This window comes from Pseudoalteromonas sp. T1lg76 (assembly GCF_002964725.1).
Lineage (GTDB): Bacteria > Pseudomonadota > Gammaproteobacteria > Enterobacterales > Alteromonadaceae > Pseudoalteromonas.
Genome location: NZ_PQCE01000015.1, coordinates 26232 through 48482 on the forward strand (window position 1 = coordinate 26232; position 22251 = coordinate 48482).

General features: G+C 40.4%; 15 protein-coding genes. 4 read left to right on the forward strand and 11 right to left on the reverse strand.

Annotated elements, in window-relative coordinates; all coding sequences use genetic code 11:
* Nucleotides 1-93: 93 nt before the first annotated feature.
* Nucleotides 94-471 (reverse strand): hypothetical protein, encoded by a 378-nt coding sequence (locus C2M35_RS06805; protein WP_105190012.1) that lies wholly within the window; start codon nucleotides 469-471, stop codon nucleotides 94-96.
* A gap of 791 nt (nucleotides 472-1262) precedes the next feature.
* Here C2M35_RS06805 and C2M35_RS06815 point away from each other — a divergent pair.
* Complete coding sequence (locus tag C2M35_RS06815; RefSeq protein ID WP_105190014.1) at nucleotides 1263-2138, forward strand: hypothetical protein; 876 nt, start codon at nucleotides 1263-1265, stop codon at nucleotides 2136-2138.
* A gap of 312 nt (nucleotides 2139-2450) precedes the next feature.
* Here the strand turns inward: C2M35_RS06815 and C2M35_RS15660 are convergent, their stop codons facing one another.
* Nucleotides 2451-2609: a hypothetical protein gene (locus C2M35_RS15660; RefSeq protein WP_158677930.1), complete on the reverse strand. Its 159-nt coding sequence runs from the start codon at nucleotides 2607-2609 to the stop codon at nucleotides 2451-2453.
* Between the two features lie 1899 nt (nucleotides 2610-4508).
* Between C2M35_RS15660 and C2M35_RS06830 the strand changes: the two genes are divergently transcribed.
* The 3 genes from C2M35_RS06830 to C2M35_RS06840 all read left to right on the forward strand — a co-directional run bounded on the left by C2M35_RS06830 (nucleotide 4509) and on the right by C2M35_RS06840 (nucleotide 6429).
* Nucleotides 4509-4811 (forward strand): hypothetical protein, encoded by a 303-nt coding sequence (locus tag C2M35_RS06830; RefSeq protein ID WP_105264921.1) that lies wholly within the window; start codon nucleotides 4509-4511, stop codon nucleotides 4809-4811.
* Between the two features lie 564 nt (nucleotides 4812-5375).
* Nucleotides 5376-5897 (forward strand): hypothetical protein, encoded by a 522-nt coding sequence (locus C2M35_RS06835; RefSeq protein ID WP_105264922.1) that lies wholly within the window; start codon nucleotides 5376-5378, stop codon nucleotides 5895-5897.
* A gap of 40 nt (nucleotides 5898-5937) precedes the next feature.
* A complete protein-coding gene (locus C2M35_RS06840) occupies nucleotides 5938-6429 on the forward strand; it encodes an Ivy family c-type lysozyme inhibitor (protein ID WP_105264923.1) in 492 nt (163 codons plus the stop codon).
* 238 nt (nucleotides 6430-6667) lie between these two features.
* On the opposite strand, the gene brxL is transcribed toward C2M35_RS06840, so the two are convergent.
* From brxL to C2M35_RS06885, 9 genes are read right to left on the reverse strand one after another with little or no spacing between them, the layout of a single operon-like run.
* On the reverse strand, nucleotides 6668-8743 hold the full coding sequence (gene brxL / locus C2M35_RS06845; RefSeq protein ID WP_105190020.1) for a protease Lon-related BREX system protein BrxL: 2076 nt from the start codon (nucleotides 8741-8743) through the stop codon (nucleotides 6668-6670).
* Between the two features lie 12 nt (nucleotides 8744-8755).
* Nucleotides 8756-11506, reverse strand: coding sequence for a BREX-1 system phosphatase PglZ type A (pglZ, locus tag C2M35_RS06850; protein ID WP_105264924.1), 2751 nt, complete (start codon nucleotides 11504-11506; stop codon nucleotides 8756-8758).
* 5 nt (nucleotides 11507-11511) lie between these two features.
* Complete coding sequence (locus C2M35_RS06855) at nucleotides 11512-12417, reverse strand: hypothetical protein (RefSeq protein ID WP_105264925.1); 906 nt, start codon at nucleotides 12415-12417, stop codon at nucleotides 11512-11514.
* Complete coding sequence (locus C2M35_RS06860; protein ID WP_105264926.1) at nucleotides 12417-13160, reverse strand: DUF3944 domain-containing protein; 744 nt, start codon at nucleotides 13158-13160, stop codon at nucleotides 12417-12419. Before C2M35_RS06860 ends, C2M35_RS06855 begins: the two co-directional genes overlap by 1 nt.
* Entirely contained in the window at nucleotides 13153-15096 is a 1944-nt protein-coding gene (locus C2M35_RS06865; protein ID WP_105264927.1) for a DUF262 domain-containing protein, read from the reverse strand. Before C2M35_RS06865 ends, C2M35_RS06860 begins: the two co-directional genes overlap by 8 nt.
* 2 nt (nucleotides 15097-15098) lie before the next feature.
* Nucleotides 15099-16430, reverse strand: coding sequence for a DEAD/DEAH box helicase (locus C2M35_RS06870; RefSeq protein WP_105264928.1), 1332 nt, complete (start codon nucleotides 16428-16430; stop codon nucleotides 15099-15101).
* Nucleotides 16430-17023 carry a hypothetical protein gene (locus tag C2M35_RS06875; RefSeq protein WP_105264929.1) on the reverse strand — a complete coding sequence of 198 codons (594 nt, stop codon included), beginning with the start codon at nucleotides 17021-17023 and terminating at the stop codon, nucleotides 16430-16432. Before C2M35_RS06875 ends, C2M35_RS06870 begins: the two co-directional genes overlap by 1 nt.
* A gap of 1 nt (nucleotide 17024) precedes the next feature.
* A complete protein-coding gene (gene pglX / locus C2M35_RS06880) occupies nucleotides 17025-20702 on the reverse strand; it encodes a BREX-1 system adenine-specific DNA-methyltransferase PglX (RefSeq protein ID WP_105264930.1) in 3678 nt (1225 codons plus the stop codon).
* A 5-nt stretch (nucleotides 20703-20707) separates the two neighbouring features.
* Complete coding sequence (locus tag C2M35_RS06885) at nucleotides 20708-22240, reverse strand: Fic family protein (RefSeq protein ID WP_105264931.1); 1533 nt, start codon at nucleotides 22238-22240, stop codon at nucleotides 20708-20710.
* Between the last annotated feature and the right edge of the window lie 11 nt (nucleotides 22241-22251).

Sequence of the window (22251 nt, forward strand, 5' to 3'; positions counted from 1 at the left end):
AAGGCACCAGCTAAAACAATTAAACAGGTGCCTTTGATTGACGTTGCTAGTAACAACTTAGAGACATAATAGGTTTAAACGCACACTAGCCTGTCACCACTCTCCCACCGCATTGTCTGAGAATCCGGTGCCCCAATCTGTGGCTCCGCTGTCATCAGAAAAGGTGTTAAAGCTATCATCCTCAAGGATGAATCCTGCATCGCTGTTTAACTCCTCCACGCTACCCATTGATGGTTCACAGAGCGTCGTAAGTTCATGGCTGTCAGTGCATAATGACCGCGTCATATCCTGTGAGCTTGTGCCGTAAACGTTACCGCTCACGTCTATCATGGAGTCTGCAATCATCGGTAAGCCGTTGGCCGGATTTACTTGAGGCTCCGATGAGATGGCTTCTACCTCATTGCTTTGAGATGAGGTGGTATCGCTCTCACAGTCACAATGACCGAACAGCTGTTGGCTTAATAGCGTCATATTTTTATTACCCTAACGTTGTTTAAATTGCTGTGTGTTACTAGTAAATTAATAAAAAATATGGCATTTTCAATTTCATTGACTGCGATAGCTCAGCAACAATGTAATTGTTTCGCTCAAGCAATCCCTTTAGGTTCCCCCTCCCTCTTACTCACCTAGTTCTGCTCATTATGGAGCACCGTTAGTTAATAAAGCAAAGCGCAAACACCCGTAGCAAAGCAAGGCTTTGGCTGCAATAAAGTGCGTTTGAGAATCAAACCAATAAATCGCGTAATGTTGTCATTGCGAAGCAAATGGCAACGTGAAGCAGCGCATGTTCGGCTGCGGCGAACTAACCCCAGTTTTGTTTTTGCCGCGCAAAAATTTGGCAGCAGCAGCGAAGCGTGTAAGTGCCAAACCCCTGGCATACGAGGAACCGAGTAGGCTGATTGGCTATGCCAGCAACACAACTGAATGTTGCATAGCTAAGCATGGTAAAAATGGGGTTAGTGCGGCGCAGCCGAACATGCGCTGAGCTTGATGAGCTAGTCACAAAGTGACGTAGAGCCAGCTCGTTGACGAACGTCAACATCCAGAGCTGGCGGGCGGTTCAAGCGATAAAACTCAAAACATCGTTTTGAGTTTTTAAATGCCTCCCTGCTGATAGTGGTAAAGAGTCAGGTGCCCTGCTGGGTAGTGCGCCGCGACTAAAACACCGACTCAGTTACCCAACAACAACCTGAAAATTGCACTATTTCGCATAGTACGAACCTTTGTAAAAGTCCTACTCAATAGACTTACAAAGGAGTCTTATGCTGTTATTCGACAATACCGAACGTATTACCAACTGGAATGTGTATCAGCCTTATTTTGAAATCGATATGTATTACTCAAAGAACTTGAGCAATCGACACAAGGCCAGAAGAAAAGAAGAGATAGCCGTGGTACTGGCAGCGCGATTTGGCTTTGTCTCAGCCATCGCCTTGACGGCCATTTTCGAAATACAAAGACACAAGGTCACCGAATTACTAAACAAGCTGATCAAAAAGCAGTTACTCGAAAAAGTAAAAACCAGCCGCGCCGCTGATGGGGTTGTCTACGTACTGACGTTTTCCGGTGCCAGGTATGCTGAGGAAGTAATACGCCATGAAATACTGTTTCGGTCCAAAACCAATCCCATTGAGCAACTCAATCAGAACAGCATCATGCACGATTCCATCTTACAATTTGTGTTGATGCAGGGAGTGCACAACAAAACCACCAGTGGTCAACCTGCCCCGCAATGGCGAGGCTTTGTCACCGAGAAAGAATTTAAACGCCTCTACCCGTCCAACGACATCAAAAACGTTGATGCCGTTGTCATTAACTCAGATTACAGTACCGCTGCAATTGAGCTGGAGAATTCGTTTAAAAATAAGAACAAGGTGGAGGCCACCTTACTGAAGCTTGCCAACAATATGCTTTGTCAGCGCCCACTGTTTGATAAGGTCTTTTTTGTCAGCAGCTCAGGCAGAGTAATTGACGACACCAGGCGCTTTCAACGCCAGTTACTTGATGAGCTCCCGCATCGATACGACAAGAAAACCAAAGCGCCGTATCTCACCACGCAGGAGGCGACCTTGCTGCAAGAGAAGTTAATTTTCAGGACAAAATTCACCGAGCCCATAAACACACTCTTTTACTCATAAGAAATCGGCACCCAAGGGTGCCGACAGTGTTATATGTTGCGCTTACCAAGGCTCCAAACCTTGAGTGCAACGGATATCACATAGATGCCAGTGATTATCATAAGCCCTGTTATGTCACTCAACTTGTAAGTTGTATTGACTGTGACCAGGCCAAGCCAGTTACTTATCCAGATAACCAGGTTTACCAAAGCAAATGTATGAAGCAGTTCATGTATTGCCCGGATAATATATTGTCTTTTACTCATTCGATTCATGCAGTCTGTCCTCCTGTTTTATTCAACTGCATAACTAAATAAGCGTTCACACGGGGAACTACTCATACTTATTAGATAGCTCTAACTGCACAATCCACAACAGCAGCGCTACCATCCAGGCTGACACTAAAGCAATCAGAATATCCATAGTTTGCAGCGGACAACCCAATGCCTGACGTATCGGCACCAGCATGTCGACCAGGAACACAAATAACAAAACATCCCCTACCCTCATAAATAGCCAACAAAGCTTATCTAAAGTAGTAAGAACCAATCTTTGTTTAGACGTCATGCAGAAACTCCTCTATTTTTTGACCTGCATGAGTACATAGCACCGAGGCAGAGGAATTAAGGGCGTTCGTTTACCCCGACACGAAAGCCTTCTGCGCTGGAAAAGAAAAAAGCAGGCACACGTGCCTGCTTATTCGCATTATTGCTCTGCCATTCACCAGGGCCACTTGCAACGCATTCGTACAACTAACCCAGCTGGCCTTCCCAGTGCCAGCTCTTACCGTGGGTACACCAATTTCCCTCGGTTGGATAACCCTAAAGGTTTCCAGTCGAGATCCGTTGCCTGGGAGCAACGGGAGACGGCATTTTCTAAGTAGTGATTGAGCGTCCTCTGTATTATCGATATGCGACCTTAATTCTAAGTATCTTCGTTAAAGGGGGATTTAGAATGAAGTAAAATAATGCAGAGAAGATAAAGTCATCTTTGTGCGAAAAAACCTCGTTCGTAAACTGAACTCGTAAGGTCTGCTTTCTGTGAAAAGCGGAGGGTAGATTTTAAACTCGTTTATGCCCCAAAGTGTTCTAGAGTGAGCTAACAGTTGGTCAAGATTTTGTGATGGAGCATTGATTCTGCAAAACTGGTTACCCTTTTGGTTTCAATTAATGTAGGATTAAATGGAATGATAAATTGAATCATACGGAATTGACTAGTTTATTAAAGGTGGATGATAAATGTGTATTAAAAAATTTAAGATTACTTTGTTAATTCTGTTGTTGACATCTACGTCTGCATCTGCATATCAGGCAAATTGTAAAACAGATAATAATCGTTCTTTCTCCATTACAGTTAAAAATAAAGTTTTAACCGTTGATGGCCGATTTAGTCATTGGTATCAGGGTAAAACGTTAATGGGCTGGTATGAGTATTCAAACTCTAAATACCTATACAAAACAGGACCATTCGAACATAACGGGTTCCCAATAGAAGTAACAAATAGTAAACAGCAGCTATCAAAAGGATATTGTTACTTTTACTAAAAGGATTAGCCTAAAAAACCTAACAACAAGAATATTAATATTTGGAAGTTTTTTATTTTAAACTATATTTAATCAATAAAAATTAAAAGGATCTGCTGCATTGCTAAAATCAATTCGCAACAATTTGTGTTTATATTTAATTATCATTATTCCTTTCGCCTCAAGTGCGCAAGACGTTGAAAACAATGAAAAAAAATTCATTATGTCATTATTTTGCAGTCTCTTGCATACCAACAGTACATTCAAAAGTATTATGTATCAAAAAGATATCGATAATTTTTCATACTACGCTAGAGATGTGGGCGACTATATCAAGGCTAATTATAGTAAAGACGATTATACTAAAATGTCTTCAAAAGCAATATTGCAATCTAACAGAATGTTATTAGCATTTGAGAATAATCCTTTAGATAAACAGAAAAAAACATCTAGAGAGTTATTGCAGCTTTGCAGAAATTCGTTTGCCGACATTTATATTAATTAGGTAACGATTCAACAAGCCCTCATTGATAGGGTTTAAAATTTATTTTCGACTGCTCTAGTAGCGTATGAGAAAAGATTAGCGTCATGAAGAGACTGTAACTAAATCTGTGTAACTGCCTATCAACCAATCCACTGAAAGTACTGTTTATACATCCATAATCGTTGAGTTTCTCCCATAGTCAAGAAAACGACCCATCGGGTCGTTTTGTCGTGTCCACGTTTAGAGCAATGTAGCGTAACTTCAATGCTGGTAAGTACTTCCTAAATTTGCTATCAATGGTCATAGGACAAAAACGAGACAGATTGCGGCAGAAAAACGACCCAATCGCTCGATATTAAAATGGTTAGGTGCAAGGAGACAAATATGAAGAAACTATTAGCAATCATTCCTTTATTTTTTACCAGTCTGGTTTTTGCCGATACTGGTGTTGTCGTCAAAGAAGACGTATGCGGTAGCGGAAATTCAATCATTGAAACCACTGATAGTTGGTACATTGCAGCAGAGCATTATTCCGGTGTGTATTTATACGAAGGTGATGTTGTCTATGGGAAAATGAAAACTTATGGGGTTCAAATTCTAACCAGAAAGGACGGCAAGGAAGGACAGTTTTATATCGAAGATTATGAAAGTGATATTGGTGATGCTTACGAAGAGCTTTGCGATTAATACAAAAGCACCTAACAAGGCGCTCAAGTAAGGACGCGCTACCGCGCTTAGATTAGTGTTATATTTCACCACAGGTTTAAGAGGTAGATTTAATTGAGAAACTTCAAAAAATAAACAAGACACCCACTTTAAAGGTTTAAGATCTGTCGCTGTGACCATGACCTTAGTGAGATATTGGTATGGGTGTCTTAATTATTCAATGAGCTAACCTAATTAACAGGATTGGGATGGGGTAGGCTGTGCGGTTTAAAAAAGGTTGCTTATAGACCCTGGAAGCGCTGTAATAGAAACACAAAAACACGACTGAGCGATGCTGGGAAGCACAAAAAAAGCTAAAGGATTGAGCAAACCAAGTCATTGCCCCCCATGCTTAAAAAAACAAATTCCCATAGCATAAACTACACCAAGCTAGGTGCAGGTAGCGCCTCAGTTCAACAAGCGACTATGTGACACGAACAACGTCCCCATAATTACTAAAATGTTATGCAATCAAACTCTATAAACGCAGCTGAAACTGGAAGTTTTTGTTGTGTATATTAAAAGATTATATTGATTGGAGGAAAAATGAAAAAATTACTTCTGCCGCTGATGTTTATTTCTTTTCAAAGTTTAGCTACAAATACTTTGGATCTAACTGATCCGAAAAATATCGAAATTGCTGATATGTATCCTTCATACGAATTACTAAGAACAGTAAGTTTTGAAGCCACAGGTAAGGCCGCATTGCTTGGCTTTAAAATTGACAAAACAAGTGATGATTGGGATGCGATCTTTGAAGCTCGTATTAGTGCTAATATGGATGGAGAACAAAAAATTTACATCACTTTGGATTTACCCTGTTCAGACCAAGAAGAAATATTAGATCCAAGTACGATTAAGACAAACGGTCAAAATGTGCGCTATTATCGATTTTGCAACGGTAGCCATGTCTATATGACTCCTATAAGTAAAGCAGGCGATAACTTTCTAGTTGACGAATTCAAAAAGAAGGATTTTGTTAAGTTTGAATTTTCTGACATTACTGTGTTGTTTGATGCGGCGGGCTTTACTAAGCAATGGAATAATTTTGGTGGTGATGCTTTGTAGTGAGATTGTTGCATAACAATCTGTTTAACAGCAGACAAAATTGCGCTGGCTTGGTTTCGCTCCGCTTCACATTATAGCCAGCATAATTTCGCCTGTTAACAGGGCGTTATTTTTAAATGGAGTAGTAAAATTGAAGGTATTACCAATTGCTTTATTGTTATTTTTTTTTACTAATGCATACTCTAAAGAAAAATATGCATGGCAATGGATAAAAGACGAATATTTTAATTATACTTATTTAAGTTTGGTTTCGGATTATGATTTACCTACTTGGGCTATGGAATTTGAAGGGCCTAGCGGGCTAAGTTATTCGATTAATGTAAACAGTAATATTTACACCGTAGTTCATTCTTGCAAACCTCATGATTGCGCCAATAAAAACCTTACAGTTATATTTAATAAAAAAGACTTCTTTGTTCTCTTTAATGGAGATAATACTATAATACTTGGGGAACCAAATTTAGAGACCGAAGAACACATAATTAATATTCATAAAAAGAATTATAAGTATAGTGATGTAAAAAATCGTTGACTAAAAACAACTAACAAGCAGCTCAAACGGACAAATTAATTTTCCCGCTTAGCTGGGCGTTAACCGTCCGCTTTTGGCACATTCCAGCCCTTCGACTGAAAGCCTTTCGCGTGACCAAAAAAGGAGAAGTTCCAATATTAATAGCGATCACTTGTTTAAAGTGATCGCTCACATGGAAACTATAGGATGAAACTTACTCGCACTATTCCACCTTAATAAACTGGAGGTAATTCATTTCCTACTGAACCCCTAAGGCCTTATAAACGGCATCAATTGGGTCGCTGTAGAAGCTCACTTGGAATTTCGTGAAAGTCTCTGCAGGTACAGATGGGATATCACTGGCAGACGCCATTGGTAGTAACACTTTTGTTGCTCCCGCTTCCAGGGCTATTTGCATACTAGATGCTAAATCCTGAACAGGATTAACAACGCCTCCCAGCGTTATACCGCCAAGCACGACCATTTGCTCCTGTATCGGCCTATTCAACAAAATAGAACAACAGGCTACCAGTGACGCTAAGCTAGCTCCATGACTGTTTCCTGACGTCTGTAAGTCCACAAAATGAAGGTGGAATTCATGCTCTGAGAAACGAGAATTTGCTGCAATGCGGTTTAGATTGCCCTTGAAGTATTCAAAACCAACTCGCACTTGCTCTTTTGCGGATGTGTCAGAACCAAAACCAGAAGTTGAGTGTTTACCCGTTCCTGGTGTCATTTGCGTTTCGACGCGATACACGCCAAGTTTTCCAACAGCGCCTTCGTCGACAAAGTGAATAACACCTGCATTTGGAATTCCAGCAGGAATCAAATTCGAGCCACCTTGCTCTGGTACATTAACAAAGAATTCTTCTAGTGTTTCGTTGTCGATGTAACTAAAGTTCACATCAAAGAATTCCATCCCACCAATCTTCTTTAACTGCTCTTTAACGCGACGACGAACTTCTAACGCATACGTTAAACAAGTGCGTACATCATCTTTATTGTACTCACCGTTTGGGAAGAGAAGCTTTAGCAGGCCCGAAGTTGTTCTACGAACTCCTATAACATCACGCTGATTTAGGTTGTTGCCTAGTTTAAAGAACTTATCTATTGCGTCTGAGAACGTCGTTTTACGCATTTCACGCATGTATTCAGCTAAGTAGTCGGTTATTAAGCCAAAACGGTCTGTGAAGAACTCAGGGCGCATCTTTGGAATTTCCCAACCAGGGATATATGCATGGAAGCGGTCAAAGTAAGCAGAATCAATCATCTCGGCAGGAAACGGCGCTAATAAGTGGCTAGTTTTAACTAGGGTTTCAACACTATGATCTATGTTACCTACAAAGACCATAGAAGCCTTAGCCTCTATTGAATCACGGCCACGCGAAAATGAACCTGACGCCATGTAATCTTTCATGATCTGTATACCGTCTTTATCCTTAAAGCGAATACCAGCAACTTCGTCAAATGCCACAACATCCCACATTCCAACTAAGCCAATTTGACGAGAAGACATGTTGTAGAACAGGTTGGCAACCGTTGTTTGGCCACCAGAGACTAACAACGAGTTAGGCGAACATTCTTTATAAACGTGTGATTTACCTGTACCACGAGGGCCTAGTTCACAAACGTTATAGTTATTCTCAACAAATGGGATCATGCGAGCTATTAAGTGCCACTTGCAGCGTTGATCAAGGTTAGCTGGCTCCATACCAATTGAGCGCAATAGAACATCTATCCATTGATCCATAGTGAACTTACGGCGAGCCTGGTATACCTCATCCATATTCATAGACGGCATTTGGATCGGCTTTAAGCTAAACACGGAGAAAGGAGAAGTTTTCTGGCCTTCTTCGTAAAAGTAGCTAATGGTAATAATGCACCAGATACCGCCAGTCAAAAGCTTTTCATTTTCTTTCACTATCTTATTAGGAACAACGGCATCTTTAATCCCTAAATTTGAAAGGCTGGCTTCATACACATCCTTTTTCTGATTTAGCTTTACCGTTACTTTATCAATAACCTTGTGAGTACCTTTTTCACGAATGAGTGACTTGGCTTTCTCTGCTTCATCGGGACGAACATAGTTCTCGGTCAAAATTTTCTTAACGTTCTTTAGGCCTTCTTCGATAAGCTCATCTTCCGCTGACGAACAATACATACCTAACAAATACTCAAGAACGTAGACTGGAACGTTCGCCCCTTCTTTCAACTGTTTAGTTAAATCTTTACGAACAACTCGCCCTTTAAATTCCGACGTCATCAATTCGTCGAGATCAGCACCACGAATATCTGCTCTTTCTTCGCTTAATTCAATTTTATGCTCAATACTCATCAGTGCCTACCTCTAGAAAAAATCATCTTCAAAAGCTATATCTATAATTACTGAATGTGTTGCTCTCACTTTGCTATCAGTATCTTCCATAATTAGCTTGTAACTCACGGTCCTATCAAAACCGCTGCCTTCCAATTTAATTTGAACATTCCTTTTGCGCTCTTCCATATTTTGAGAAGGTGACTCAAATAAAACCCTCTCACTTGAGCTTACTTTTTTGCCACCTGGGTCTTCAATCCAAATTAATAACTCTCGAGCTTTAAACTTTTCGCCCACGGGGTCTGTTTGTAGAAATTGAATGCGATCAATATTAGAAACAATTTTGACTGGATTATTGAGAGGCACAGCACTGACTTTTTGTTTGGCATGCTTAGTTTGCCCTTTGGAATCTAGCTCTCTAACATGCAGAACCGGAACACAAATTTCTTGAGGCATGATACCCCCATGAATGAACTTGGCGCCGCCAACAAAGTTAAAGCGGTTGCTACCCCTTGGGATTATAAACTCGGCATCATCACCCTTTTCAATATCAATACCAGCCGTATTCGTTAATTTCCCCTTCCAGTAATAACTATCACTCGGAAGGTTTGACCCAATAACATAGCGCTTCTTAGCTTCAGTCGTTCCTGCTGGTTTTGATTTAAGTGCTGTTTTGTCTGAATCCGTTACATCCGTCATCTTGAACAAAAAGCCATGATCAGCCGTTATCAATACTCGGCTACCGTTAAGGCGATTAATAATACGACCTATCAGCAGTTTTATTTCATCAACTGCATCACGGGCCGCTTCAAATGTTTGGTTTTCAGTACCTTGTTTATCACCTATAGCGTCAATCTCGTCATGGTAGATATAAACAACCTGGGCTTCTTTAACTTTTTCTCTGCCTTCTTGGTTAGTCCAGTTCAATACCTCGTCGGCCTTAAATGCGACGCCACCATGCTGCTCCAAGATCTTATGACGGTTATCATGCCCATGAACTGACAGACCATCTGCTTTATACTCAGGCTTACTCCCAAGGTGAGCAGTTAATTTTTTATGGGGAAGAAGGCAACCCATGCCAAGCTGGGTATATGATGGAACGACACCTAACTGGGACTTGATCTCGGATTTAAAGCGTTTTTCATCATTTATTTGCTGATGGATATCATGCGCAACTTCATAACGAAGGGCATCAGAAATAATTACAAATACACGTTTTACTTGCGTATTGTTTAAAACACTTCTTACTTCTTCACGGAAAAAGTCTTGTTGATTATGAACTCCTGGCAGCTTCCAGCTTTCTAGTAAGTTTTCTTCGTCAATCAACTTGCCCCAAGCAATTGCCAAGTCATGCAGGTACCAATCAACGTAGAGGTTCTCAATATCTTCTACGAGTCCAGTAGCTTTTAGAATATCAGAACCGTTCTTGCTAATTTCGATCGAGTTTTCACTAAAAATACGATACGCATGGTCAAACTTATAAAGTTCTTCTTCATACGCTCGATAAAGGTTTTTTGCGCTATCAAAGAGAAATCCTTCGATATGCTTTTCTTTTAGGTCATAGAACTCTTTGGCCGCTCTTAACGCTTTAAGAATACATGCATAGTTTTTGCTCTCTTTAACAGAACTAGCTGAGCACCAGTGACCACGCAATTTTTTCGAAACCCACTCATTAATTTCAATGGCGCTAAAAGCTGGCAAATCTGTCGCTAGTAACTTAATTAGTTGCTGATCCGCTTCAACGAAAGTTTCAACACCAATCAAGTCCTTCGGGTGTTTAAATTCTGATAATTTATTCTTAATTTCAAGTTCATCAGCAATCGCAACAGCAACTGTATTATACGATTCAGAAAGCGTTCTACTTTCTCGCCACGACGAGACAAAGTTAACCACTGATGCACGCTTTGACGCAGTATTTAAAAGTAATTCTCTAATATCTTTGGGGTATGAAGCTAGACTTTCGTCGTTACCATTCACTGGTAGTAAATGAGACGACAAACTAGAAGAAAAGTCATAGTTTTGAACAGCAACACCAGACGACTGTATGCCGTGGAAGCAATCAGTAATCAAAAGCTTAGCTAACAGGTCTTTGATAGATGGAGCAACACCACTGCTCTGTTCAGCTCTGCTTGCGTTTACGGTCCAAATATCAAGAGTAAGATAACCAAACTCTTCCACAGCCATTTTCCAAAAGACGCCAGCGAGATCGAACTTTTCAAATTCATTGATCAGCTCTTCAGCTTTTACGGGCTGTTCAGCATAAAGCCTAATTAGCTGATGAAGCAAAGCAGAAAAGGCAAGCGTTTCCACTTTGGCCAGTACCGCTATCATTGCTAGTTCTAAGGTTTGTTTCTCTGCTTTTTCCGGTAATAGCTTCTTGAGCTTGTTATATCTTTGTTGATTAGTAAAAAATTTCTTATATCGGTTTATATCTTGGCGAAACTCCATGCGCATACCCAGCTCATTTAAAATCATTGAGCTGGAGTCGGCATAAAACTGCTGTGCATACAAACGAATATCGTATAGCCAGTCACGAGTAGGCTCGCTTTGTGGCTTATTACTGTAGAGCAAAAAGTTGGACTTTGGCTCCTTCAGTTCAATACGTTGCTTAACTTCAAAATGAGATGTGTCATCAAGCTCAATCAACTCAATATTGCTCGTATCAAGCTCGCTTTTCAGTGTGGATAACTGCTCTAGGAATTCAACGTCTTCATCTTGCCAAAATACCAGTCTGCACTTTTCAAATTTGGCTAATATGCCTTGCTTTATTTGCTCTAAATTCATTTTTCTTAACTAACTAATTTATGGTGCTGAGTTTCTTCTACTTTCTCAGCTAACTTTGGTAGCGCAAGTTCCTGTAATAGCTGCTGATTTATCTCATTATGAAACAATGCTTTTAAATTACTTTTTTGGTTCGCGATAACGTCTGCTCGAAAATCAGTATTACCATGCAGTAACCCGTTAGCTTTTTCATTGCACCAATCCCTGAACAGGGTGAGTGTTCTATCATACCTAACCCCGCTGTGCTGCAGTAAGTGATTTGCAAGTGTAAATTTGCCATAGCGATCACAGAACTGACTTTCCAAATTGATAGCTTTAGGCAATAAATCAAGCATTTGCTGTATAAACCCAATCGTATCCAAGAAATGCTTATTACTAACTTGGTCTGCAAAGTTAACTAGGTTGTCGAGAAATGACATTAATTCATTTCTTTTACAAGCCATACTTGCAAGCAAGGCACCAGCAACATCCCTTGTTTCCTCAACCAAGGCTTTATCCAATAAGATCACTCGGGCTGATTCAACAACTCCGATATATTCAGACGCTTTATCAATAAAAAACAGTACGTTTTGAGCCTCTATGTCTTTACTGATCGCTTCAGCCGTATGCTGCAATTCATCAAGTTTTTTTGAAAGATACATGGTCTGTACGACGGTCGCCGCCAGTGTTATACCTGTCGATATGCCAATGGCCATGAGCTGAGTGGTGTGCGCTGCTTGCATTAGCTCTTGTAACGAATCAAAGTTAGAGACAGTTTCTTTCAAGGGCAGATGTTGTGCGATTCCTGCTTTATCTGCCAGCTCATTCCAATAGGCAACGCCATCACGTATTGTGATTGTTCCTTGCTTTATACCTTCTAAAACTTCTGGGTAGATATTCGGAATATCAAAAGTGAAAACTGTATTAAAATCCATTAAAAAAATCCTTCTTCTTTACTCAATAATTGTTTTCTCATTGCCGCAATCTGTACAACTGCTGGTACCGTAACTCTATATGCTGGGCCAGAGATAAGTGGTAAAGAGGCAAAACCTGCCAGGATAATACCCACAGGCCCAAAGAAAACTGAAGCAGTTCTTCCGGCCACAAATTGTGTGACCCCAAGCGCGGCAGAACGCCCTATCATATTTTGTGCAAATGCAGCAGCAACAAGTAGAGCAACCTGATAAGTTAAGTAACCTTGCTTACCTAAATTTTGGTAAATATATTCAAATGCTGAACTTTGAGACATACTTGAGTCGACATCTAATATACCTAGCGTTTCATTCCTGTCTTCATCTGACATACTTTCCCAGGAATCTTTAAAGAACTTTTGTAAAAGTAAATCTTCAATCTCTAAAGTAGGCTGCTGTGAATCATATTTAACACTCAAGCGATCACAAACATCGGTAAGTATTTCTTTGTAACTTACCCCGCCCCCCCTAAATACATTAACAAGTGTATCACCACCAAAACACTGTAACTCTGTCGCTATTAATTGCCACACTTGATGGTAGTCGTCATTGCATTGCTTAAATGCCTCCTTATTGGTTAGCTGTTCAGTAACTCTTCGTTCGCCATCTTTATCTTCGGTCAAATATTTAACTAAAACACCTAACATTTCGTTGTCAGCTAATTTAAAAAACTCAAGGTCATTGTCTTGTCTATATTTTTTAGCCATTATTACTTCCCTGTATGATTTCTTCGCTATGTAGCTCTAGGTTATTAAGGTGCAGAAGTGCAACCTTAAACTCATTATCACCCAACTCAATCTGCCAACGAGCTTCCATAAACTCTAAAAGCTGTAAGCCCCTTTCTAAAATGCTTGATGGGCACCACTGCTGGTACTGGGCAACTTCATTCTCAGATACCGAGCCATTGTAATAGCCCACACCGTTACCATTATTCTTTTTGAGAGCAAAGTTATCGTTTTGCAGACTCGCATTTTTAGCCCTGCTTAAAGGCAGTAAATTACCTAAGGAGTGGGCAACAAATTGCGTTTGTTCTTTATCTAAATGACCAAACCTATTTAGCCAATATTCGTCCGTTGGGGTTTGAGGGAAAATATGCTCAATAGTAACGTGATCTTTTCTTTTCTCAGACAATGACTTCCAAGAAAGCTTGATCGACGACTGCTTGCCTCTGCCTTGCAACCACTGCTCATACTCGTATAGAAAGTACCTAAGCCCATCCCATTTAAAGAATCCCCCCAGGCCCAACTCATACTTCTCAGCGATGTTGCTATAAAAACGTTGAGGATCATAGTAATGCTTTATCCAGCCCTGTGCTTTTTCAACAATGGTATCGATGTCTGTTGTGCCTACAAGTAAGTCTCTTGCCATGCTAAAAAACTCAGTGTCACCTGTATTTGAACGGCGCTGGCTCAGGGTAAACAAGGTAAAGTTATAACGCTCGGCTATTACTAAAAGCTTATTAATTTGCTCAATTGATTGGCCCGAAACGTAAGCCGCCAATAACAGGGGCTTAAATGCTCTAAAGCTGAGCCTATGAAGCCTATCAAGCAGCTGCTTGTTGCGCTCATCCTTGTATTCAGGCATTGGAAAATAAGGATTGTGCATATAGAACCAAGGGCGAATAGATTGCTGCAAACTGATAACATAATCGTTTACTTCTTCTACCGTCAGTTGGTCTGACTCTTTAGCTGGATGCGTGACATTTCTTGCCGTGAATTTCTCATCTAACAGGTATTTGATGTAATCATCTCCTTTACGGCGACTGTACTTAAAATACATTGTCCAATGATTTCTTAAAAAGAGGTGATCACTTAAAGGCGCTTCAGGATTTTTACCTAGATACTCGTATATAGTTTTCCATGCATTATTGATCTTTGCCCTAAGCAGGGCATGGCCTTCATGCTCTTTAAAGAGCGTGGAAAGGTAGATCAACCTGTTCTTCAGCAGCTCTAAGCTGGTTAAAGGTTTGCCTCGATTATTCATGGTTTCAAAGGTCACAAACACATCGATTTCTTCATCAATTTCGTACAAATTGAATTTAAATTTCTGCGTCAGCTTTTTATAGATTAGGGCTATTTCATCAGTAGAAAGCTCTGCTAGCTTCTTCTTAAAATAGGTCTTTGCTCGCTGTAAGTTCTGGGTATACAGGGTTTCCTGGTGTTGATTGCTATGGGAGTGCACACCAAATATTTGCGTTTTTAAATACTCGTCACTTGGGTTATCTTTCTCATAGCCAAAGACAAAGCTTTCGCGTAAGCCGTCGTCAGCAATATTTAAAATGTATCTATTTTTGATGCTTTCTACTGACTGATAATTCAGCTGTACATCCTTTTCAACCGTTTCTAAAATCGCCTGCATTAAGACCATGGATGTAGTTAGGCGTTGTTGCCCATCAACTACATAAAATGGCTTGAAGCCCAGACCTTCAATGATCCACTCGTCATTTTCCCATTTTGACCACTGTGCACGTGGTACAGGTTCTAACGTGATCACCCCCGTGTAATGCACCCGTTCAATACTTAAATGAAGTATGTCTTCCCAGAAATCCTCTAACTGGTGTTCTAACCAAGCATAGCCGCGCTGGTAGTCGGGTATTCGCAATAGACGACGTTCAAAAATATCACTCAAACTTTGAAGTTTCACTTTTATACTCTTCCTTTATTTTCTTCCAGCACTTCCCCGCACACCTCACAAAACTGGCTGTATCTATCATTGCCAGCATTGCATTCATAGCAGATGCTAATGTCGTCATCTCTAAGTGTCTCTGTGCAAAATGGGCATTCTAATTCATATACCGAAACCACGGTATCGCATACTTCGCAAGCGGTAACCAAATTTTGCTCGTCGTGGTGCTGTCTATCTTCAAGCTCGGGTTTCACACGCTCAAGTACACCAAACCTTTCGAGGTTTTGCCCATAATCGAGTAGTAACGTTTCATTCTTTGATGGGTGCAGGCGCAAGCCCCTGCCCACAATTTGTAAAAATAGCGCTGGGCTTCTTGTGGGCCTGGCGTTGACAATACAAGCAAGCCTTGGCGCGTCCCAGCCTGTTGTTAATGTAGCGACATTAACAAGACCTTGGATATTGCCACTATCAAACTCGGATAGGTATTCAGCGCGTTGCGCTTTTGCTGTTGTTGCGGTAATTAACGGGAAGTCAAAACCAAAAGTCGCCAAACAATGCTCAAACATGTGCGCTTGGGCAACTGAACTGGCGAAAAAAACGGTGGGTAGATTACCCGACGTTTTATTTAGCCAATCGGCAACAATTGCCTCTACTATGGGCTCAACAGCTGTGACTTGTTCCAGGTCGGTCTGTACAAAGTCATTCTTACTGACTCTCACCTTAGATGTATCGGCAACAGCGCGGTTGTCTGTTACCACTGCCCTTAAATTACATAGATAACCTGAATTCACCAACTCATCTATACGCTTTCTATATATCAGCTTTTTGAACAGCTTGTTTTTTTCTTCACCAAATATTTCGCTAGACTGCATACGAAATGGCGTGGCTGTAAAGCCGATAATTTTAGGCTCTGGGCCATGCAAAGAAATAGTATCTAAAATATACTGATAACGCGCCGTTTGCTCTGGCGGGATAAGGTGCGCTTCATCGACTATCACCAAGTCCCATTCCGGGTATTCACCTATTTCTTTAATTATCGAATCTCGACTGGCCGATGTTATCTGCTTTATTTCTTTACGGCCAAGCCCAGCGCAGTAAATACCAATATCAGCATCGGGCCAGATAGCTTTTAATTTATCTTCATTTTGCTGAACGATTTCCTGGGTATGAGCTAGCATCAGTACGTGAAGGCTCGGGTGCTGCTCAATTAGTTGCTTAATCAACTGAGCAAAGATCACGGTTTTGCCACTGGCAGTAGGTAAGACGCACAAGCCTTTGCATTCGCTAGAGTGCAAATAGAAATCGACTAAAGCTGAAATAGCTTCATGTTGATAAGGGCGCAGTTTCATCATCAATCCCTGAACTCACGAATAACCTGAAAAAAGTAATCAAAGAATGGCTGGTTACCTTGATAGTCAGCCTCACTTATCCGCCCATTTTTATGGATTATTTCGTTTCTTTGCTTGCGCACTGTTTTTTGAACACTACCTGTTCTTTGAACAGCTAACTCCTTTGATAACTTATCTGCCAGAAGCTGTTTAAGTTTAAACTCGTCAACTTCAGGTACAATCTTCTTCAAACACTTGTAGACTTGATCAGCATTTATCTTCTCGAACGAACTTCTTGAAGCTAAATATTTAGAAAATAACGGCTCATATATTTTTTCTTCAAAAGACTCATCAGAGAAACCGATATCTTTTAAATTATGGGTCAACGATTTAAACGCATCTTCACACCAATTACACACCTGTGAGGTGCGAATAATGTGGATAGCAATTTGCTCTACTGCCATCCACTGGGTTAAAAAAGCCTGCGTGTAATGCCCTTGCTTTTGAAGCTCACTTACTTCTATTTCAATATCAACCAATAAGCCTTGACCATTTTGGAGTTTTTTTAGCAAACGCCGTTTAACATCCTCAGCACTCGTAAGTCTGTTAACGGTCATACTATTTCACTGCCTTACCGTGGATGGCTTTTACATCGGCCAGTAAGTTGCCGAATTTGCCGTAGTTAGCTTTAACACCATCATCTAGGTCAAGGGTGATACGTTTTTCGGCGTAGTGTTTTAGCTGCTCGTCGAAAATGCGGAGTTCGGCTTGTTTTTTCTCCAACGATTTAATGTCTTTCTCGATGCGCCGAGCTTCGGTGCCTGTTGCTTGAACGTGCTGTTCCGACAGTGAGACATGCTGGGCATCGTATTTACCCATAAGAGGTGTGACATACTCGGTACGCATACGTGATAGCGTGCCTTCGTTATAACGATGCAAATACACTAAACATTCAAAGGCTTTTTCTTTACCTGAACTAAATAGCCAATAGATAGGACGTTTCTTATAGGTCTTACAATGATCTTTAAAGAACTGCGTCGAGAAGTAACGACGAATTGTGTCCATTGCACTTTCACCACTTCCCTTTTTGGTAGAGAGCGGTTTAAGTGCGTGTAAACACAAGCTTTCAGCAACAAATTCTAAGTTTTCAGATAAATGTTCATCCCCCCAAACGGTTTTAACAAATTCTTTGAAACGAGTCGTTGCATCGTCGTCAAATAACCACTCTTCAGACGCTAATGGTATGATTCCGTCGTCGTCGGCAGGGTAAGTGTTGAACGCTCCTTTAGCCTCCAGTTCTTTAACCCCCTCGTTACCAGAGTTAGCGAACACAAGACCTTCTCTATCTAACGAAAAACGTCCCATCATACAACCAAGGCTAAAACTAACTAGATTTTGAAGTTCGTCCGATTGTTGTCGTTGTTTATACTCTTCATCAGTCAACTTCGAACCATAAGCATATACAGGGTTGCAATCGAGACTTATTAGGTTTGTAGATAGAAAGTCATCTTCATCAAAGTCAAAGGAATACTCTTTGGAGACCTCTTGATTAATTGCGACTTCAAGGCTCATAAGTTTTTTAACTAGTTTTTTATTAGACTCTAACAAACTCATATATGAATTTTTTAATAAATTACCTTCGTTTTCATTTAATAAACTAGATTTTTCAAACTCAAACCTCTCCTCTTTAGAGTTCCAATCTTTTTTAGCTATATCAATACTGCTCTCAACTGCAACAATTAATTTTTGGTTTTTTGTTAAATTGAGAGCTATTGGAATTTTATTAAACTCTTCTAGTTGAAAGCTAACAGAAGGATTTAACATTTCTATTATTTTTTGGCTAAAAACAGAGTTCATTAACCCAATACAAGGGATGTGTTCATTGTCGTTATATACTGCTGTAGGCCCTTTTGCATCAAATAAAGTTGATTTAGGCTGTAATCTAAATGATGACAATGATGAAGCAATATCTGACCAAGTTAGACCTTCTTTAAAAAAGTGCTTGCGATTTTCTGTTCTTCCTCTAACCATGTCATCGCCATACCCATTCCATCTTATAACATGATCATTGTTCCCAAACCACTTTCTAAATCCTCCACCTTTACTATAAGGAACCCAACAGTTTACGCCTTTAACTTCTCCATAAGACTCTGAACTAGCAACAATATCGTTATAATTTATTTCCCACCAATAACGTAAAAAATAGTCATTATTTCCTGTAATCATCCCCTGAAATGAGTGACTTATATCTCTCATCACTTTACTGCACTTAAAGCTATCTAACACTGAACTTTGTGCCCAATAAGCTATCGGCTTACCAGGAATCGCAGAGTACGAGTTTTGATTAGTTTGATAAAACCAATTACTTGATGGGTTGCGTATTGCTTCTAGTGTTTTAGGTTGCTGATTTTTTACTCCTTTAAATTCAGATAATCGTATATATGAACCAACATGATTTTCTAAATGCTCTTTCATTAAAGTAAAAGAGCAAACCGCAACCGTAGCCCCTTCAAAACCACCATATTCAAGTTGAATTAACGAGCCTATAGAGTGAGTGGACAATATTTTATTTCGAAGGTGCTCATAGCTAGAGATGAACATCCAAACAAACGGAGTCATGAAACCCAGATAGCCTGAAGGTTTTGTAAGGTCAAGGTTTCTACAGATGAATGCTGAAAATAAGTCTTTTTCATTATTTGTAAAATTATCTTTTAAATAAGACTTAACTTCATTATTTTGGTATTTCCTTCCCATATAAGGAGGGTTTGCAACTAAAGCATCATATTGCTGTGCCAGACAGAGTGCCTGATTAATAATAGGGAATAGTTCTACAGCAGCTTGCTTTGCAGCAGGATCTGAGTCAAAAGCTGTCTTTACTAGCGCTTCCTTCAGTGCAAATAAGTTATTTAATTTTTGATGTTCAACCTTAATCAATGAACCAAGTGTTTTAGCTTGCAAAAATGACGATTTCAGCTCTTGTATTAGCTCAAAATATTCTTTGTAAATACCTGTCGGCTGAACAAACTCTTCCGTAGTTTCAAACAAGCCACCTGTGGCACCTGTTTGTTGAGCACCTTCTAAATCCAGTGCCTTCCAAAGTTTTGGAATATCTAGGTGTTCTGTTGATTGCAATGAGAATACATTTAATGATACTTCACCGCCTTCAACTCGTTGAAAGATGCGCCTGTCATCTTCACGAGCTTTCATCATTAGAGCAAAACCAGCAAGCTGCGCCGCACGATCATCTATATCTAAACCATAAATGTTCTTGGTAAGAATTAGTTCAGGAATTTCGCGAAGACGGTAACCACGCTCTAAATAGATTTCCCGTAATACTTCGTACACTTCAACCAAGATATGGCCTGAACCACAGGCAGGGTCGAGCACTTTGATTTCTTCTGGGTCAATACTCGTTGGCGTAATGGCTTTTAGCTGCTCGATAACCTCTTCAGATTGCTCAGCAGGCTCAATGTAGTATTCCATTTTGCTTTTAAGCTCTGAGTCTGGATAGGTAGCCAGCCATTGTCTGCCAACAGAGTTTTGTACTAGGTACTTAACAATCCAATTTGGCGTAAATAACTGAGTAGCCGCTGGAATATCTTCTGATTTAACCACTTTGCCGATAACAGCATCTTTATGCTCTGAAATATAAAACTGATAAAGCCAACCGATAACCTCTATCTCTTGCCAGTCTTCTTCTGGAATGTCGTTGATCAACCCTTTAAGAATAGAGTCGGTCTTGGTTAGGTTGTTTGGCAGTAGCAATTCAGTCGCATCATCCAATGCCTCGAACATAAATGGCATAATTTTATGAAGGTGATGACATTGGCCCAAGAGTAATTCGCGATATAGCTCTTCTTCTTTATCACCAGCAAGTTGTAGCTCTATGATATGGCTTTTATCTAAATTTAAGCTATCTGCCACATCGGATGCATGGCTCAAGATCTCTGGTAAGCTCTCAGAGTTAGTTGGATGCGATAAAACGCGAAAACCATGGTCAAAATAATCATGTAGTTCCATATAACGAATAGCGGCCAGACGGTTAAACCAGGTGTAGGCCATTTCGCGTACAAACATATCATAGCCGCGCTCTGTAACCTTGCTTTCCAAACGCTTGCGCTGTTCGCCTTCTTTACGAGTAAAGGCGCGACCTTCGATAATGGCTGCGCCTCCTTCAATACGAACTTCTTCAATTCGGTCTTCATAAATACCAAACTGAGCTGCACGTTTTTTAACTGCTTCAATAAACTGACGACGCGCTTTAGGAGCGTATGCTTTTAAGTTTTTAGTATTCATTTTATTTAGTCCTCAGCTACATTAAGCGCAGCTCGCCCTTTTGGGGTAATTTTATATTTTTGTTTGCTACTAGTTGGTTTGTCTGGGATTGTCATTACTATTAAAGAGTCATGCAACGCAGGTTGCAGGTAGTTTTCTTTAAATGTAGGTCGGTGACTTAACCCCAAAAACTCCATGCATTCTTTATTTGATTTTTCTGACTCTGCAAGGCAGTTCAATAATGCTTTAACTTGATCGGTAACTTGATCGGTAACTTGATCGGTAACTTGATCGGTAACTTGATCGAACGCAGGATGCAATAGTAACTCTGTGATAAAAAAAACATTGTTATCATCAGTTATGAAATTAGGGGCTGGGGAGCCATTTCGCTGCATTTGGTTTCTTATTTTACGAATACCAGTGCCCCTGCCTTCTGTCAGGTCCAGGTCTTTTAAAAAGTCTCCCAGACGCGAGTTTCTAGTATCCCTAGAGACTATTCGTTCTTGCTTTAGCATTGCTTGATTCACAGGTGGTAATGGCCCTGGAAAGCTAGAAATTTCTATTCGGTCTGGTCGAATAGACACCTCAATAGGATTGTGTTTGTCATATCCTTTGTGGAATACCGCATTTGCCAATGCCTCTTCTATCGCAGCAAACGGGTAATTAAAGCACCGCAGCGCTTCTGCTTCGTCATCTCGCTTTACTACTTGTTCTTTAATAATTTGGCTTTTTATAAATGCCAGAGCTTCTCTTAGCTGTATCCAGATAGGGCCTTCAAAATACGTTTCTTGAAATTTATCACCTATGTCATCGAAATATTGCACTAACTCGATTCGTGCACCTCTGAAAAACTCATGTGGTTTATCGGCAAACATGAGCAAGCCGATGTTTAACGGGTGTAGATTTTCTTCTGCACCAGAGACAATACGCATTTGCCGGAATAAATCGGCCTTGGGCATATTAGGCACTTCATGCTGCAACTCGCTGTTAATAGCGCTAAGAAAGCTTGTAACATGTATCAGGCTAATATCATTTAAGCTCGCGTGATAATTAACCTGATTATCAAAAGGTGTGCGTTGATGGGCGGCATACTCAAGCAATTGTTGTTCATCTATGCCTTTTGCAACAACAGTGGAAGACATTCTGCGAACATAATAAGGCTTATTGATAGCTGCATCTTTACCCAAGGTTTTTGGTGCCTTATAAGGCCTGTGCTGTCCTGGTGGGCACCAAATAACAAGAATATACTTACCTGCCACTTCTTCTGGTGAAGCTACGGGAAAGTAGTCAGGTTGAATAAACTGGCAAACTTTTAATAAGTCCTTTTGAATAGCGTCGAGCTGATCTACAGCTAAACCAACAGGTGGAAACTGTGCAACACCATCGACTTCTTCAACACCGACGATCACATAGCCACCACCAACGTTGTGTAGATCGTTAGCAAAAGCACAGATAGTGCGAAGGATAACCTCAGGGTTCCATCCCTTTTTATATTCTATTCGGCCAGACTCAATAATCTTACCTAACAGGAGTTGCTCAATGTTGATTGGCAAAGCCATTAAACTACCCT